The organism is Kitasatospora sp. NPDC090308 (genome assembly GCF_044769485.1).
Lineage (GTDB): Bacteria > Actinomycetota > Actinomycetes > Streptomycetales > Streptomycetaceae > Kitasatospora > Kitasatospora fiedleri.
In genome coordinates this window covers 479,180-494,739 of record NZ_JBIVXY010000005.1, presented here as the reverse complement: position 1 = coordinate 494,739, position 15,560 = coordinate 479,180, and the positions used below count along the sequence as shown (strand labels likewise).

Genomic DNA, 15,560 nt, shown 5'->3' with positions numbered 1-15,560 from the left:
TCCCGCACCTCTCCCGACTCGCTCCGCCCCGCCGCCGACCCGGCGCACGGTCGGCACCATTATCCGGTGGCCGCCGCCCCGACCGGCCGCCCCGCCCCGCCCCGTCACGCCGCCCGGCGCGCCGACGGCGGACGGATCGGCTGCGGCGCCGGCCGCCGCGGGTCGTGGTGGCGGCGGCCGGTCAGGTCGCCGACCCGCAGGACCAGCTCCGGCGACGGGGGAGCGGGCCACAGCGTCAGCCGGTGCTCCTCGACCGGGCGGGCCGCGGTGTCGGCCTCCCGCCCCCGGTCCCGGCCGCGGGTCTGCACCCGCACCCGGTACCAGCCGGGCCCGGCGTGCGCCAGGTTCCCCGGACCCTCGACGTCCACCCCGTCCCAGGCCCGCAGCCGCAGCTCGCCACTGCTGTGCAGCGACAGCTCCACCGCGCTCTCCCACTCCGGCCCCGGCTCCGCCGGCCGCCGCGCGCAGCGCTCCACCCCCAGCCGGATCAGCCCGGTGTGCGTCCCGCACAGCACCGTCAGGTGGTCCGGGCAGCCCGAGGCCACCCCGTTCCCGTGGAACAGCCGGTCCAGCGCGTGCGCGTCCCAGCCGTCCGGCAGCTCCGGCCCGTACAGGAAGTACTGGCAGTACGCGACGTGCATCGCGTCGGTCGTCCACATCATGCGGCACATGCTGCCGCCCCGTACTGACAAGCCGTCACCACCTCCCGGCCCCCGCCCCGCCACCGTCCGGTAGCGTCCCGGCCATGCCGACCCCGCCGCCCCGGCGGGCCGCGACCGTCCCGCACACCGGGGTGGCGGGGTCGGACACCCCCGGAAGGAGACCACCGCACGTGCTCAGCCCCCGGCCCGAGATCCTGACCGGCCTGTCCGAGAACCCCGCCCTGCCCGCTGACCTGCTCGACCGCCTGATCGCCGACCCGTACCCGCCCCACCAGCTCTTTCGCCGTCCCGACCTGACCGAGCCGCAGCTCGACGCGCTGATCGAACGGGACGCGCACGGCACCGCCCTCAACCGGCACCTGCCGGAGCACGTGCGCCACCGCCTCGCCGGCCACCCCGATCCGGACGTCCGGGCCGCCCTGGTCGTCTCCGCCGCCGCCGACGAGCGCGAGCTGTTCGAACGGCTCGCCGCCGACCCTGCACCCGAGGTGCGCCAGAAACTCGCCGAGTCCGACCGCACCCCCGCCGACCTGCGCGCCCGCCTCGCCCACGACCCCGACCCGGACGTCCGCGCCGCCCTCGGCCAGTACTGGACCACCGCGCCCGAACCCGTCCGCCGCACCCTGCTCACCGACCCCGAGGACAGCGTCCGCGCCGCCGCTTGCGCCCGGTACTTCCGCCACCTGCCGCACCCCGTCCCGCCCGCCGACCTCGTCCCCGCCCTGCTCGCCGACCCGCTCACCCGGGCCGGGGCCGTCCCGCACGCCGACCTGGCCGCCGCCGACCCCGCCCGCCTTGCCGCCGACCCCGACCCGGACGTCCGCCACGCCCTCGCCGCCCACCCCGACCTGCCCGCCGCGGTCCGCGACCGCCTCGCCACCGACCCCTTCGCCCTGGTCCGCCTCGCCGTCTTCGCCCGCCCCGACACCCCCGACGCCGACCGCGCCGCCCTGTACGCCTGGCTCACCGGACCGTACGAACCGTCCGGCCAGGACGAGGACGAGGAGACCGCCATCGAGCACGAGTTCGCCCACTTCGCGGTCGGCACCGAACTCTGGATGATGCGCCTGCCCTGGGTCACCGCCGACCCGCTGCCGCACCTCGACTCGCCCTACCCCGTCTTCCGCCGCGCCGCCGCCTCACCCGACCTGCCCGCCGAGACCCGCGCCCGGCTGCTCGCCGACCCCGACAACGAGGTCGCGCTGGCCGCCGCCGCCAGCAGCCCCGACCCCATCGACCCGGTCACCGCCGAACGCCTCGACCGCGAACACCGCCCCCGCAAGCGGATGCGTTGGCGCCCCGCCGACTCCTACCCGCTGCCCGTCGGGACGCTGCGTCGGCTGGCCGACGACCCCGTCCCCCGGATGCGCCTGCTCGCCCTCCGCGACCCCGACCTGCCCGCCGCCGTCCTGGAGCGCCTCGCCGCCGACCCCGACCCGGACGTCCGCCACGCCGCCGCGAGCCACCCGCGCCTGCACCCGGCCACCCTGCGCGCGCTGCTCGCTGACCCGTCCGGGTACGTCGCCGCGTCCGCCGCCGCCCATCCGGCCCTCCCGGTCGCGGAGATGCGCGCCCTGCTGGACGCCGCCGGGCTGTGACGCCCGCCGGGCGGCCCGGTCAGTCCGCCGAGCCCGAGACGCCCGAGCCCGGCCAGGACTCCTCCAGGCCGCCGTCCGGGCGGACGGTGTACCGGGTGGAGGAGACCGCGCCCGTCCGGTCGACCCGCTCCTCGCGGATCAGTGCGCCGTTCTCCACCCGCCACACCGCCCCCGCCTCCGGGTTGGCGGCCGAGGCCCGGTCGGCCAGCAGCACGGGGGAGCCGCCGGTGAAGCCGTACAGCTGGACCAGGTCGACCGGCACCGAGCCCTCCAGCCGGCGCAGCACCACCAGCGCGGCCTGGGCGTCCCGGTAGCGGGCGGGCAGCACCGCGGAGAGCGAGATCGGCGGGCCGTTCTCGGTGGAGCGGCCGTCGTGCAGCCGGATCGCCGGGCCGCCGGACGGGTCCGGGTAGCTCAGGTTGGGCCAGTCGACCTGCGGCTGGGTGCCGAAGGACGGGGCGAGCCCGGTGTCGCTGTGCCCGGCGTTCGCGCCGTCCACGGACAGCGTCGTCGTCCCGGCGCTCGGCGCGGCCGGCCCCCCGGTCACCACGCCGGCGGGCTGCGGGCCCAGGCCCTGCGCCTCGCGGTTCTGGCAGCCCTGCGCGACGGCGATGGCCAGCGCCACGCCCAGGGTGACCGTCACGAACACCACCAGCCGCTGCCGCAGCAGCCGTTGACGCGGCGTCGGGCGCCCGCCCAGGGTGTGCGGGGCGCGCCCGGGCGGGGGAGTGCGGTCCCGGCCCGGCGCGGGGGTGCGGCCGGGGCCGGTCGCGGGGCGGCGCTCCCGGACGGTGTCGCCGTCCCGGACCGGTCGCCGCGCCCCCGGGCCGCGCCCGTCCGGACGGGCCGCGTCCTGCCGGGGCATCGCGGGCGTGGCCACCGCCCGCCCGCCGGGCCCGGCCGCGCCGTCCGCCTTCGCCACCGGACGCCCGCCGCCCCCGGCCGTACCGCGCACCGCCTCGGGACGCCCGCCCGCCGTACCGCGTCCGCCCGCCGTGCCGCGCGCGCCCTCGGGCCGTCCGTCCGGCCGCCGGGCCGCCCCCGGTACCGGGCCGGCACCCGCCCGGCGGGGCGGGGGAGCGCCCTCCGCGGGGCCGTCGGCGGGCGGCGCGGCCGGGGCGCGCACCTCGTCGGGGCGGGCGGCGGCGCGTCCGGCCCGGCCGCCGCCGCGCGCCGCGAGCTCGCTGAGGCGCTCGTGCAGCGCGGCGGCCGGCGGGCGCTCGGACGGCTCCTTGGCCAGGCAGGCGCGCACCAGCGGGGCCAGCACCGGCGGGACGCCGCTCAGGTCGGGCTCCTCGTGCACCACCCGGTACAGCATCACCTCGGAGGAGGCGCCCGACCCGAACGGCGACTCGCCGGTCAGCGCGAACGCCAGCGTCGCCCCGAAGGCGAACACGTCGGTGGCGGGGGTGACGGCCGCGCCGCGCACCTGCTCGGGCGCCAGGAAGCCGGGCGAGCCGACCGCGGTGCCGACGTGGGTGAGCGTGGAGGCGCCGCGCGACCAGGCGATGCCGAAGTCGATGATCCGCGGGCCCTTGGGGGAGAGCAGGATGTTCGAGGGCTTCAGGTCGCGGTGCACCACCCCGGCCTCGTGCACCTTCACCAGCCCGTCGGCCAGCGCCGAGCCGATCCGGGCGGCGTCCGGCCAGGCCAGCGTCCCCTCCTCGGAGACCTGCTTGTACAGCGAAGGCCCGGGCACGTACGCGGTGGCCAGCCAGGGCCGCTCGGTCTCGATGTCGGAGCCGACCACCCGGGCCGTGCAGCCGCCGCGGATCCGCGAGGCGGCGGCGATCTCCCGGGCGAACCGGGTGCGGAACTCGGCGTCCTCGGCCAGCTCGGCGCGGATCAGCTTCAGCGCGACCCGCTGCCCCTTGCGGTCGGAGCCGAGGTACACCACGCCCATCCCGCCGGCGCCCAGCCGCCGGTGCAGCCGGTACGGGCCGACGATGCGGGGGTCCTCACGCCTCAACCGCATCATTGCCATCTGCCCGTACCCGTTCCCGTTCCGTCAGCCTGTGGGGTGAGGCCCCGTCGGATGTGGGGCATCGTCAGACAACTGTCTCGGGACAGCTTACGGACAGGTACCGGCCCCGCGTCGACACGCAACACGCGAACCGCCGGTCGGATTGTCGGATCGGTAGCGTGCGTGCGATCCCCGACCGCCCCGACCCCGCCCGCCACCGGCGGCGATCCGCACCCGAACCGCACCCGAACCGCCGCCGCACCCGCCGCCCACCCCCCGTCAGGACCCGGTCAGGGCCACGCCGGAACCCGGCTCCCGGCCCCGGCCGGGCCACCCCCCAGGGGGCACCCCCGGGGCGGTCTAGGGGTACCCGCACCCCCGGTCTCCGCCTCCAGGAGTACGCCGCCGCGCCGCGCCTCATCCCAGCGGAGGCGATCGGAACCGTGCGCGGGCATGACGACCCTCGACGGCCTTGCCGCATACGGTTGTTCACAGCGAGGGCGGGCCGCTCGTCCCCCGAGGAACCGCCCCCGCTGCCAGGACCGCACCACCCGCACCGCCCCGTCCGAACCGACCCGCAGCACCCAGCCCGGCAGGAGCCCAGCACACCATGGCACCGCTCAGCAGAGCCCTTCGCCGCCGCCACCTCCCCGCCACGGAGACCCGGCACCCGGCCGTCGCCCTCGCCATCGTCCTGCCCTGCGCCGTCCTGCTGCTGGCCCTGTTCGGCGCGTGGGACCAACTGGCGACCCAGACCCGGGCGGTCGCCGACCTGATCGGGCGCTGACCCCCTCATGGGGTAGGGGTCTTCGCCGGCCGGAGCCGCCCTCACGGTCGTGGACGGACCAGTGAGTGGCACAGGCTGCAAGCTCCGGCCCACCCGGTGGCCGGGAACGACACGTCGGTGAGGGCGTGCCGTTCCCGGCCACCGTCGTTCGTCGTGCGCCGCCCGCCGCCCGCCGCCCGCCGCCCGCCGCCCGTTCCGGAAACGCCGAGAGCCGCAGTCCGGACCGGACTGCGGCTCTCAACCGTGGTGCGCGATACTGGGATTGAACCAGTGACCCCTACCGTGTCAAGGTAGTGCTCTCCCGCTGAGCTAATCGCGCGGGTGCGCCAGGAATCCCCTGCTGGGAAGCCTGAGTGCGCGATACTGGGATTGAACCAGTGACCCCTACCGTGTCAAGGTAGTGCTCTCCCGCTGAGCTAATCGCGCGGGTCGATCCGAAGGACCGGGATCCGAAGACCAGTGCGCGATACTGGGATTGAACCAGTGACCCCTACCGTGTCAAGGTAGTGCTCTCCCGCTGAGCTAATCGCGCGGGGAGGGCGCCCGGTCGAGACCGGACGACACCTCTCGGAGGTGGAGACGGGATTTGAACCCGTGTACACGGCTTTGCAGGCCGTTGCCTCGCCTCTCGGCCACTCCACCAGGCAACACTTCTGAACTTCTGAACTCCCGAAGAACGATCTTACCCGTTCTCCGTCGAGCGGACGACGAGATTCGAACTCGCGACCCTCACCTTGGCAAGGTGATGCTCTACCAACTGAGCCACGTCCGCCTGTCGGCCCGGGGGCTTCCCCGGTTTTCCCGGCGGCGCTCCCTGGCGACGTGTTGAACTCTAGCGGATTCCCGGCCCAGCTGAAAAATCCGTTCCCGCAGCGTGGCGCGGGGGTGGCTGCCGCACGTCGAACCGTCCGGCCCGCCCCCGACGCCTTCCCGGGCCCCCGACCTAGACTTTCCGGTACCGGGGCGATCCCCCGGGACCTGTCCCGCGCCCGCGCGGACCGGCGCCGCGACAGCCTCGGCACCGGCGGCGGGCAGCACCGAAATCCGCGCAGGAGAACCGTGTCCCGCCGCACCGCACCCCTCAGCCCCGAGCAGCCGATGGCCCGCTTCGCCGGCCGGCTCGCCACCGGCCTGCGCGAAGTCACCCACGACCCGGCCGCCCTCGAACGCGGCGGATTCTGGGCCGTCGTCCACGACTTCGAGGGCAGGCTCACCTGCGCCCGGTTCGCCGACGTCCGCCCCGACCCGGCCCCGCCCGCCACCGACCGCTGGCACGGCCCCGCCCCCGCGTCCTGGCGCAGCTCCCTCGACGCCGACGCCTACCGGGCCGGAGTCCGCCGCATCCGCGAGCACATCGCCGCCGGCGAGGTCTACCAGGCCAACCTCTGCCGGGTGTTGAGCGCCCCGCTGCCCGACCCCGCGCGCACCGACATCGACGCCCTCACCGGCCTGCTCGCCGCCCACAACCCCGCCCCCCACGCCGGAACGATCCGCCTCCCCGAGCACGGCGTCGAGATCGCCACCGCCTCGCCCGAGCTCTACCTCGCCCGCCGCGGCCGCACCGTCCTCTCCGGCCCGATCAAGGGCACCGGCCGCACCGAGGCCGACCTGCTCGACAAGGACCACGCCGAGAACGTGATGATCGTCGACCTGGTCCGCAACGACCTCGGCCGGGTCTGCGAGACCGGCACCGTCACCGTCCCCGACCTGTGCGCCGTCGAGAAGCACCCCGGCCTGGTCCACCTGGTCTCCACCGTCGAGGGCACCCTGCGCCCCGACGCCGGCTGGGCCGAGCTGTTCGCCGCCACCTTCCCGCCCGGCTCCGTCACCGGCGCCCCCAAGAGCAGCGCCCTGCGGATCATCCACGCCCTGGAGACCGCCCCCCGCGGCCCCTACTGCGGCGCCGTCGGCTGGGTCGACGCCGACCGCGGCGAAGCCGAACTCGCCGTCGGCATCCGCACCTTCTGGATCGAACGCCCCCCGACCGGCGCCCCCGTCCTCCGGTTCGGCACCGGCGCCGGAATCACCTGGGACTCCGACCCCGACCGCGAGTGGCAGGAGACCGAACTCAAAGCCGCCCGGCTGGTAGCGATAGCCTCCACCGGCACCCCCGACTGATCCCCGCAAGGAGCACCACGCCGATGATCTGGGTCAACGGACACCTCACCGCCGAGGACGACGCCGCACTCTCCGTCCTCGACCACGGACTCACCGTCGGCGACGGCGTCTTCGAAACGGTCAAGGCCGAGCACGGCGAACTCTTCGCCCCCACCCGGCACCTCGACCGCCTCACCCGCTCCGCCCGCGGCCTCGGCCTGCCCGACCCCGACCACGACCTGGTCCGCGAGGCCTGCGCCGCCGTCCTCGCCGCCAAGCCGCTGCCGCTCGGCCGCCTGCGCATCACCTACACCGGCGGCACCTCGCCGCTCGGCTCCGAACGCGGCACCGCGGGCCCCAGCCTGATCGTCGCCCTCGGCAGCGCCACGCCCCGCCCCGACACCACCGCGGTCGTCACCGTCCCCTGGCGCCGCAACGAGCACTCCGCCGTCGCCGGACTCAAGACCACCTCCTACGCCGAGAACGTCATCGCCCTCGCCGCCGCCCACCGCGCCGGCGCCAGCGAGGCCCTCCTCGCCAACACTGCCGGCCGGCTCTGCGAAGGCACCGGCTCCAACGTCTTCCTCGTCCTCGACGGCCGCCTCCTCACCCCCACCCTCGCCTCCGGCTGCCTGGCCGGCATCACCCGCCAGCTCGTCCTCGACTGGACCGGCGCCGAAGAGACCGACGTCCCCCTCGACGCCCTCACCCGGGCCGAAGAGGTCTTCCTGACCTCCACCCTCCGCGACGTCCAGGCCGTCACCCGCATCGACGACCGCGAGCTGCCGGGCGTGGGGCCGGTGACCCGTAAGGCGGTGGAGGTCTTCGCGGAGCGCGCGGGGCGGGACCGTGACCCGGTGTGAGTGGGGACGGGCTGCGCCGGGGCCGAGGCGGGGTGGGGGAGTGCGGTCGGTCCGCGTCGGCGGTCGCGAGCTGCCGGGCGTGGGGCCGGTGACCCGCAAGGCGATGGAGGTCTTCGCGGAGCGTGCCGGGCGGGACCGCGACCCGGTGTGAGTCAGTGGCCGGCCCGAGGGCGGGTGGCGGGGTAGAAGAGCGGCAGGGGCGGGAAAGGGAGACGGCATGACCACCACGTTGCGGCCCGACGGGCCCGAGGAGGCGGGTGTCGGCGGCGGGCGGACGCAGCGCTGGCACATCATGGTGAACGGGCGGCGGGCGGGGGGCCTGCGGACCAACGCGTGGGCCCGCAGCGGGCGGTACCCGGGGGAGGTCTGCGAGCTGGAGGTCGCCGAGGCGGACCGCCGCCGCGGGCGGGCGACCGTCGCGGTGCTGGCCGCCGAGGAGGTGCTCCGGTCCTGGGGGTGCGTCCGGGCCCAGGTCATCGTCCCGGCCGGGGCCCCCGTCGCCCTGCACCTCGCGCACGCCCTCGGCTACACCGAGCGGATGCGCAACCTCGGCAAGGACCTCGACCAAGTCCCGCCGCAGACAAGCGGGTTGACGGACCGTCCGATGACCCCCGAGGAGTACCCGGTCTGGCAGGAGGCCGCCATCGCCGGCTACCGCCAGGACCTGATCTCCGCCGGTCTCGACCCTGACGAGGCCACCGTCCGCGCCGAGGGCGACCACCGCCGGGCCCTCCCGGTCGGCCTCTCCACCGTCGGCACCGTGCTGCGCCGCCTGCTGGACGCCGACGGCCGCGTCCTCGGCACGATCTGGGTCACCCTCCACCAGGACCGGCTGCCCGACGGCAGCCCGCTCGCCTGGGTGATGCTGGTCGAGGTCGCCGCCGAGCACCGCGGCCGGGGCCACGGCCGCGCCCTGATGCGCATCGCCGAACGCGAGTGCCTGCGGGCCGGGGTCCGCCACCTCGGCCTGAACGTGTTCCGTGACAACGCGGTGGCGATCGGGCTCTACGAGTCGCTCGGCTACCGGACCACCCGGCACGTGCTCAGCAAACCCCTGCTCTGACCGCCCCCGCCCCCACGGACCGGCCTCAGCCGTTCAGCAGCTCGACGATCCGCTCCCGCAACCCGTCCTGCGACTGCCCGCCGTCCAGCCGCTTCCCGGCCACCACGTACGTCGGCGTCCCCTTGACGCCGATCGCCCGCCCCTCGGCCACGTCCGAGTCGACCCAGAGCATGTGCCGGCCGTCGATCAGCGCGGTGTCCACCTCGTCCGCGTCCACCCCGACCGTTCCGGCGATCTCCACCAGCACCGCGGCCCCGCCGCGCTCGACGTCCTCCAGCCGCGCCAGCACGGCCTCCGCGAACTCCCAGCCGCGCCCCTGCTTGAACGCCTCCGCCGCCGCCTCGGCCGCCGGGTACGCGTACTTGTGCTTCTCCAGCGGGAAGTGCCGCAGCTCGACGGTCAGCGCGTCACCGAACCGCTCCCGCAGCGCCCGGACGTCGTCCAGCGCGGTACGGCAGTCGGGGCACAGCAGGTCGCACCAGAACTCGACACGGGGCAGCGAGGAATCACTCATGCCGCCCAGTCTCCCAGGTCGCGGACGGCCAGCTGACCCCCGCCCGGCCCGCCGCCTCAGCGGCCCGCGGCCGACACCGCCCCGGCGGCCGCCCCGGCCTCCGCCCCGGCCTCCGCCTCCGCCGAGCGCTGCCGGGCCCGGTACGCGGCGACGTGCAGCCGGTTGCCGCAGGTGCGGCTGTCGCAGTAGCGGCGCGAACGGTTGCGGGACAGGTCGACGAAGACCCGGGCGCAGCTCGGCGCCTCGCAGCGGCGCAGCCGCTCCAGCTCGCCCGCCATCACGATGAACGCCAGCGCCATGCCCAGTTCGGCGGCCAGGTGCCGGCCGATCGCGGCGTGCGGGGCGAAGTAGTGGATGTGCCAGCCGTGGTGGTCGTGGTTGGTCAGCCGGGGCGTGGTGCCGGCCTCCGCGACCAGGGTGTTCACCAGCTCGGCGGCCCGCTCGACCGACCCGGCCGAGAACACCTCGCCGAGCCGGGCGCGCAGCTCGTGCACGGCGGCCAGGTCCGCCGGGCCGAGCGAGTCGATCTCGCTGATCTCCTGCCGGACCACGAACGCGCTCAGCGCCGCCACGTCGGGCAGCTGTTCGCTGCCGCACGCCTCCGGCGCCGTGTTCAGCAGCTCCACCAGGATGCTCAGCGCGCACTCGGTGTCATGGGTGATCAGCACGTGGGGGCTCCTCACGCGGCGCCGGCCCCGGGGCCGGCGCGTCGGTCATCGCGCGCCGACTCTACCGGCCCGGGCCGCCCCCGGACCGGGACGCGGGCGGTACGTGACCGGGCCGATACGTGGCGCCGCCGGACCCGGCACGGCCGGCCGGGACCGGGTGCGGCCCGGTCCGGGACGTGACTGAGCCCCGGACGTCCGCTCCGGTGGGAGAGGACGCCCGGGGCCGGACCCCGAGGCCGCCGTGGCGGCTGCGAGCTGCGACCGTGCCCCCGAGTAGGACGGTGCGCATCGAGGCGTTCCCGCCGCCGCGCGACGGCGGGCCGTACTCGTTCGGGGGTCAGTTCTCGGCGAGGATGTGGGACAGCTCCCGGTCGAGGTCGAAGTGACGGTGTTCGGTGCCGGGGGGCACCGCGGCGTCCGTCCGCTTGAGAAAGGACTCAAGCGCCCGGGCCGGGGCCTCCAGCAGGGCCTCTCCTTCCGGAGAGCTCAGGGCGATGCAAACCACGCCTTGACCGTGGCTGCGGGACGGCCACACCCGGACGTCGCCGGTACCGGTCGGTCGGTGCAGCCCCTCCGCGAGGAGGTCGCGGGCGAACACCCACTCCACGGTCTCGTCGGCTCCGGTGTGGAACGTCGCGTGCACGGCATAGGGGTCGGCAGTGTCGTAGCGCAGGCCCGCGGGGACGGGCAGTGACGACTCGCTGGACACGATGAGGCGCAGGTGCAGCTCGCAGCTGACCGTGGTGTTCATAAGCGCCAGGGCCTTTCGCTCAGTGTGCGCTCGGGGAATCGCACGTCGGCGAACGGACCATCCCACCTGAAAGCCCGGTGTAAACCCGTCTGTCCCGATTCCGGTGCGAGTCGTACCCCTTCCGGCGCATTGCGGAATCCCCCGGCCGCACCCGCCGCCCGGGCGGCGGGCCGGTAACGGCAGGGCATTACCGGCGGTCGCACCGGGGCGGGCCGCGGCGAGACTGGAGGAACCCACGAACCCGGCCCCGCGGACCCCGGTCGGCTCCGTCCGGCGGCCCCGGCCGACCGGCCGCGCCGACCGCCCGGACCGGGGACGTCACTCGGCGTGGCCGGCCGGTCCGCCGACCGGTGCCGTCGACCGACGCCGCTGGTCGGGCGCGACGACCGGGGGTGCGCCCCGGAGGCCGGGGCGCGGGGCGGGCGCGGGGCGGGCGCGGTGGCGGCGAGGGTGTTCGGAGCACCCGCGCGGATGGGGTAATGTTTTCCCTGCACCCGGGCGATTAGCTCAGCGGGAGAGCACTTCGTTCACACCGAAGGGGTCACTGGTTCGATCCCAGTATCGCCCACCGGAATGCACAGGCGCGGGGCTCCGACTTGTTTATCAGGTCGGGGCCCCGCGCCTTTTCCGCATACCCCGGCCGAACTTCTGACGTTCATTCAACCTGCCTTCCCGGAAGGGGAACTGGGGGTCCGTCCGCGGAACGGATTGTGGACCCGGCCCCAAGTGGTGCTACAGTTCTTCTCGTTGCCCGGGCGATTAGCTCAGCGGGAGAGCACTTCGTTCACACCGAAGGGGTCACTGGTTCGATCCCAGTATCGCCCACCGAGCACCAACCGCAGGCCCCGACCACGCTGTCGGGGCCTGCGGCGTTTCCCGGCCCGACAGCCCCCGACGGTGCGTCAGGCCGCCAACCCGCAGGCGTGGCCCGACTCCAGGCGCGCACCGCAGTGGCAGCGGGCCGGGCGCATCGGCCAGGCCGTGTCCACCCGCTCCGGGGTGCCCGAGCGCTCGAACCACCGCTCCAGGCCGCGCGCCTGCGCCGCGTGCCACACCGCCTGCCGCAGGTGCAGCTCGGCCGGCGACAGCCCGCCCAGGCGCGCCGCGTGCCGGGCGGCCACCGCGCGCACCAGCTCCATCGCCGCCCGCGCGTCCGCCGCCGCGTCGTGCGCGCCCACCAGCTCGACGCCGTAGTGCGCGCACAGGTCGGTCAGCGTGCGCCGCCCCTTGCGGTAGCGGTCGAGCTGCTTGTCCAGCACCCGCGGATCGAGCACCAGCAGTTCCGCGCCGCCCAGCACCTCCGGCAGCGACCCCGCCCCGTGCCGGCGCAACTCCCGGTCCAGCAGCGTCAGGTCGTACGGGGCGTTCATCACCACCAGCGGCACGCCCGCCCGGGACTGCTCGGCCAGGGCCAGCGCCACCTCCACCGCGACCGTCCGCGGCGGCCGGCCGTGCGCCCGGACCTGTTCGTCCGAGATGCCGTGCACCGCGCGGGCCGGCTCCGGGATCGGCACCCCCGGGTTCGCCAGCCAGGTGCGGACGGCGGCCTCCCGGCCCGGTGCGGGCTGCACCACCAGGGCGGCCGAAACGATTCTGTCCCGCTCGACGTCCACACCCGTGGTCTCGGTGTCGAAGGACGCGAGCGGACCGTGGTACCAGGAACGGAGCTGCTGCATGACGCCCCCTCAGACGCCGCACGGTCCTTGCCCGGCGGCCGCTGCCACCGAGGACCGGTGCAGCGGCAGCGCCGTGCAGGAGTGATACCGCACTCGACGCGCGGTCAACCGTCCCGACGACCGGATCGTCGCGGAAAGTGACCGAACGACCACGCCGTCCGCGAACGGGCCTTGGCGACGGGCACGCGGCCCGGCTCGGTACCATGCACGGTGCAGCGGTTCTGCTGCACCACGGTAGCCAGAACGTCAGGAGAGACCGGTGACGGACGTCCGGATCATCATCAACCGCGAACCCGATCGGGAAGAGCGCGTGGTGACCACGGGCACGACGGCCGCCGAGCTCTTCGCCGACGACCGCGCCGTGATCGCCGCCCGGGTCGGCGGCCAGCTCAAGGACCTCGCCTACGCCGTCCAGGACGGCGACGAGGTCGAACCCGTCGTGATCTCCAGCCCCGACGGACTCGACATCCTGCGGCACTCCACCGCCCACGTGATGGCCCAGGCCGTCCAGCAGGTCTTCCCCGAGGCCAAGCTCGGCATCGGCCCGCCCGTCCGGGACGGCTTCTACTACGACTTCGACGTCGAGAAGCCGTTCCACCCGGACGACCTCAAGACCATCGAGAAGAAGATGCAGGAGATCATCAAGCGGGGGCAGAGGTTCTCCCGCCGGGTGGTCACCGACGAGGCCGCCCGCGAGGAGCTCGCCGGGGAGCCCTACAAGCTGGAGCTGATCGGCCTCAAGGGCTCGGCCGCGACCGCCGGCGAGGGCGCGGACGTCGAGGTCGGGGCCGGCGAGCTCACCATCTACGACAACGTCGACCCGAAGTCCGGCGAGGTCTGCTGGGGCGACCTCTGCCGCGGCCCGCACCTGCCCAGCACCCGGCACATCCCGGCCTTCAAGCTGATGCGCTCCGCCGCCGCGTACTGGCGCGGCAGCGAGAAGAACCCCATGCTGCAGCGCCTCTACGGCACCGCGTGGCCCTCCAAGGACGAGCTCAAGGCGCACCTCGACTTCCTGGAGGAGGCCGCCAAGCGCGACCACCGCAAGCTCGGCAGCGAGCTCGACCTGTTCTCCATCCCGGAGCAGATCGGCTCCGGCCTCGCCGTCTTCCACCCCAAGGGCGGCATCATCCGCCGCACCATGGAGGACTACTCGCGCAAGCGGCACGAGGAGGAGGGCTACGAGTTCGTCTACACCCCGCACGCCACCAAGGGGAAGCTGTTCGAGACCAGCGGCCACCTCGACTGGTACGCCGACGGCATGTACCCCCCCATGCAGCTGGACGAGGGCGTCGACTACTACCTCAAGCCGATGAACTGCCCGATGCACAACCTGATCTTCGACGCGCGCGGCCGCTCCTACCGCGAACTGCCGCTGCGCCTGTTCGAGTTCGGGACGGTCTACCGGTACGAGAAGTCCGGCGTGGTGCACGGCCTGACCCGGGCCCGCGGCTTCACCCAGGACGACGCGCACATCTACTGCACCCGCGAGCAGATGGCCGAGGAGCTGGACCGCACGCTGACCTTCGTGCTGGGCCTGCTGCGCGACTACGGCCTGAACGACTTCTACCTGGAGCTGTCCACCAAGGACCCGGAGAAGTTCGTCGGATCGGACGAGGACTGGGAGGAGGCCACCGCCGTCCTCGCCGGCGTGGCCGAGAAGCAGGGCCTGCCGCTGGTGCCGGACCCGGGTGGCGCGGCCTTCTACGGCCCGAAGATCTCCGTCCAGGCGCGCGACGCGATCGGCCGGACCTGGCAGATGTCGACCGTCCAGCTCGACTTCAACCTGCCGGAGCGCTTCGACCTCGAGTACACCGCGGCGGACGGCTCGCGGCAGCGGCCGGTCATGATCCACCGGGCGCTGTTCGGCTCGATCGAGCGCTTCTTCGCGGTGCTGCTGGAGCACTACGCGGGCGCGATGCCGCCGTGGCTGGCCCCGGTCACCGTCACCGGCATCCCGATCACCGACGAGCACGTCCCGTACCTGCTGGACGTGGCGGCCGAGCTGAAGAAGCACGGCATCCGGGTCGAGGTCGACACCTCGGACGACCGGATGCAGAAGAAGATCCGCAACGCGCAGAAGACCAAGGTCCCGTTCATGCTGATCGCGGGCAACGACGACGTCGAGGCCGGCGCGGTGTCGTTCCGCTACCGCAGCGGCGAGCAGAAGAACGGCGTGCCGAAGGCCGAGGCGATCGCGGAGATCGTCGAGGCGGTGCGCAGCCGGGTGCAGGTCTGACCCCTGCGGGACTGACGCGGGTGCGGGGCGGTCTCCTCCGGGAGTCCGCCCCGCACCGCTCTGTTCGCGGGCCGCGGCGCTTATGCTGGCGGGCATGACCAGTGAGCCGGAACTGCAGCGGGGCGTGGGGGAGCCGGACGGCTTCCGTCGCCTGTGGACACCCCATCGGATGGCGTACATCCAGGGCGAGAACAAGCCCACCGGGCCGGCTCCCGACGACGGTTGTCCGTTCTGCTCGATCCCGAAGCTGAGCGACGAGGACGGGCTGATCGTGCAGCGGGGCGAGTCGGTGTTCGCGGTGCTGAACCTGTACCCGTACAACGGCGGGCACTTGATGGTGGTGCCGTACCGGCACGTCGCGGACTACACCGAGCTGGACGGGCCGGAGACGGCGGAGCTCGGGGAGTTCACCAAGAAGGCGATGACGGCGCTGCGGGCGGCCTCGGGGGCGCACGGGTTCAACATCGGGATGAACCAGGGGGCGGCCGCGGGGGCGGGGATCGCCGCGCACCTGCACCAGCACGTGGTGCCGCGCTGGGGCGGGGACACCAACTTCATGCCGGTGGTGGGGCACACGAAGGTGCTGCCGCAACTGCTGGCGGACACCCGGAAGGTGCTGGCCGAGGTGTGGCCGGCCTGACCGGTCCGGGACGCGGACAGGGGCGTGCGGGAGGGTTCC

The 15,560-nt window shown here is 74.6% G+C and carries 12 protein-coding genes, 7 tRNA genes and 1 pseudogene; 9 read left to right on the top strand and 11 right to left on the bottom strand.

Annotated elements, in window-relative coordinates:
* Positions 1-104 precede the first annotated feature (104 nt).
* On the bottom strand, positions 105-662 hold the full coding sequence (locus tag ACIQVD_RS15475; protein WP_400689610.1) for a hypothetical protein: 558 nt from the start codon (positions 660-662) through the stop codon (positions 105-107).
* Between the two features lie 83 nt (positions 663-745).
* On the opposite strand from ACIQVD_RS15475, the gene ACIQVD_RS15470 reads away from it, so the two are divergent.
* Positions 746-2,260: a hypothetical protein gene (locus ACIQVD_RS15470; RefSeq protein ID WP_402289366.1), complete on the top strand. Its 1,515-nt coding sequence runs from the start codon at positions 746-748 to the stop codon at positions 2,258-2,260.
* 544 nt (positions 2,261-2,804) lie between these two features.
* Here ACIQVD_RS15470 and ACIQVD_RS15465 read toward each other — a convergent pair.
* Positions 2,805-4,244, bottom strand: a pseudogene (locus ACIQVD_RS15465) (protein kinase); the annotation flags it as partial.
* 589 nt (positions 4,245-4,833) lie between these two features.
* Here ACIQVD_RS15465 and ACIQVD_RS15460 point away from each other — a divergent pair.
* Positions 4,834-5,010 carry a hypothetical protein gene (locus ACIQVD_RS15460; protein ID WP_159073016.1) on the top strand — a complete coding sequence of 59 codons (177 nt, stop codon included), beginning with the start codon at positions 4,834-4,836 and terminating at the stop codon, positions 5,008-5,010.
* A gap of 244 nt (positions 5,011-5,254) precedes the next feature.
* Here ACIQVD_RS15460 and ACIQVD_RS15455 read toward each other — a convergent pair.
* The 5 genes from ACIQVD_RS15455 to ACIQVD_RS15435 all read right to left on the bottom strand — a co-directional run bounded on the left by ACIQVD_RS15455 (position 5,255) and on the right by ACIQVD_RS15435 (position 5,782).
* Positions 5,255-5,329, bottom strand: a tRNA-Val gene (locus ACIQVD_RS15455).
* A 35-nt stretch (positions 5,330-5,364) separates the two neighbouring features.
* Positions 5,365-5,436: transfer RNA gene (locus tag ACIQVD_RS15450), tRNA-Val, on the bottom strand.
* Positions 5,437-5,470: 34 nt separating this feature from the next.
* Positions 5,471-5,542, bottom strand: a tRNA-Val gene (locus ACIQVD_RS15445).
* Between the two features lie 39 nt (positions 5,543-5,581).
* Positions 5,582-5,652: transfer RNA gene (locus ACIQVD_RS15440), tRNA-Cys, on the bottom strand.
* Positions 5,653-5,709: 57 nt separating this feature from the next.
* A tRNA-Gly gene (locus ACIQVD_RS15435) sits at positions 5,710-5,782 on the bottom strand.
* Positions 5,783-6,069: 287 nt separating this feature from the next.
* Here ACIQVD_RS15435 and ACIQVD_RS15430 point away from each other — a divergent pair.
* The 3 genes from ACIQVD_RS15430 (at position 6,070) to ACIQVD_RS15420 (ending at position 9,033) form a co-directional block, all read left to right on the top strand.
* Positions 6,070-7,128 (top strand): chorismate-binding protein, encoded by a 1,059-nt coding sequence (locus tag ACIQVD_RS15430; protein ID WP_400689600.1) that lies wholly within the window; start codon positions 6,070-6,072, stop codon positions 7,126-7,128.
* A 23-nt stretch (positions 7,129-7,151) separates the two neighbouring features.
* The gene (locus ACIQVD_RS15425; protein WP_402289362.1) at positions 7,152-7,970 is read left to right on the top strand and encodes an aminotransferase class IV; all 819 of its coding nucleotides are present in this window, start codon (positions 7,152-7,154) and stop codon (positions 7,968-7,970) included.
* Positions 7,971-8,187: 217 nt separating this feature from the next.
* Positions 8,188-9,033 carry a GNAT family N-acetyltransferase gene (locus ACIQVD_RS15420; RefSeq protein WP_402289359.1) on the top strand — a complete coding sequence of 282 codons (846 nt, stop codon included), beginning with the start codon at positions 8,188-8,190 and terminating at the stop codon, positions 9,031-9,033.
* A 25-nt stretch (positions 9,034-9,058) separates the two neighbouring features.
* Here ACIQVD_RS15420 and ACIQVD_RS15415 read toward each other — a convergent pair whose 3' ends face one another.
* The 3 genes from ACIQVD_RS15415 to ACIQVD_RS15405 form a co-directional block, all read right to left on the bottom strand.
* Positions 9,059-9,547: a DsbA family protein gene (locus ACIQVD_RS15415; RefSeq protein ID WP_402289356.1), complete on the bottom strand. Its 489-nt coding sequence runs from the start codon at positions 9,545-9,547 to the stop codon at positions 9,059-9,061.
* A 56-nt stretch (positions 9,548-9,603) separates the two neighbouring features.
* The gene (locus tag ACIQVD_RS15410) at positions 9,604-10,215 is read right to left on the bottom strand and encodes a CGNR zinc finger domain-containing protein (RefSeq protein WP_402289353.1); all 612 of its coding nucleotides are present in this window, start codon (positions 10,213-10,215) and stop codon (positions 9,604-9,606) included.
* 337 nt (positions 10,216-10,552) lie between these two features.
* On the bottom strand, positions 10,553-10,966 hold the full coding sequence (locus ACIQVD_RS15405; protein ID WP_030459107.1) for an SsgA family sporulation/cell division regulator: 414 nt from the start codon (positions 10,964-10,966) through the stop codon (positions 10,553-10,555).
* A gap of 496 nt (positions 10,967-11,462) precedes the next feature.
* On the opposite strand from ACIQVD_RS15405, the gene ACIQVD_RS15400 reads away from it, so the two are divergent.
* Both ACIQVD_RS15400 and ACIQVD_RS15395 read left to right on the top strand, forming a co-directional pair.
* A tRNA-Val gene (locus tag ACIQVD_RS15400) sits at positions 11,463-11,534 on the top strand.
* 185 nt (positions 11,535-11,719) lie between these two features.
* Positions 11,720-11,791, top strand: a tRNA-Val gene (locus ACIQVD_RS15395).
* Positions 11,792-11,868: 77 nt separating this feature from the next.
* Here the strand turns inward: ACIQVD_RS15395 and ACIQVD_RS15390 are convergent.
* Positions 11,869-12,642 (bottom strand): exonuclease domain-containing protein, encoded by a 774-nt coding sequence (locus tag ACIQVD_RS15390; RefSeq protein ID WP_402289350.1) that lies wholly within the window; start codon positions 12,640-12,642, stop codon positions 11,869-11,871.
* 259 nt (positions 12,643-12,901) lie between these two features.
* On the opposite strand from ACIQVD_RS15390, the gene thrS reads away from it, so the two are divergent.
* Positions 12,902-14,881 (top strand): threonine--tRNA ligase, encoded by a 1,980-nt coding sequence (gene thrS, locus ACIQVD_RS15385; protein WP_400689582.1) that lies wholly within the window; start codon positions 12,902-12,904, stop codon positions 14,879-14,881.
* Positions 14,882-14,963: 82 nt separating this feature from the next.
* Positions 14,964-15,521, top strand: coding sequence for an HIT domain-containing protein (locus ACIQVD_RS15380; protein WP_035860128.1), 558 nt, complete (start codon positions 14,964-14,966; stop codon positions 15,519-15,521).
* Positions 15,522-15,560 lie beyond the last annotated feature (39 nt).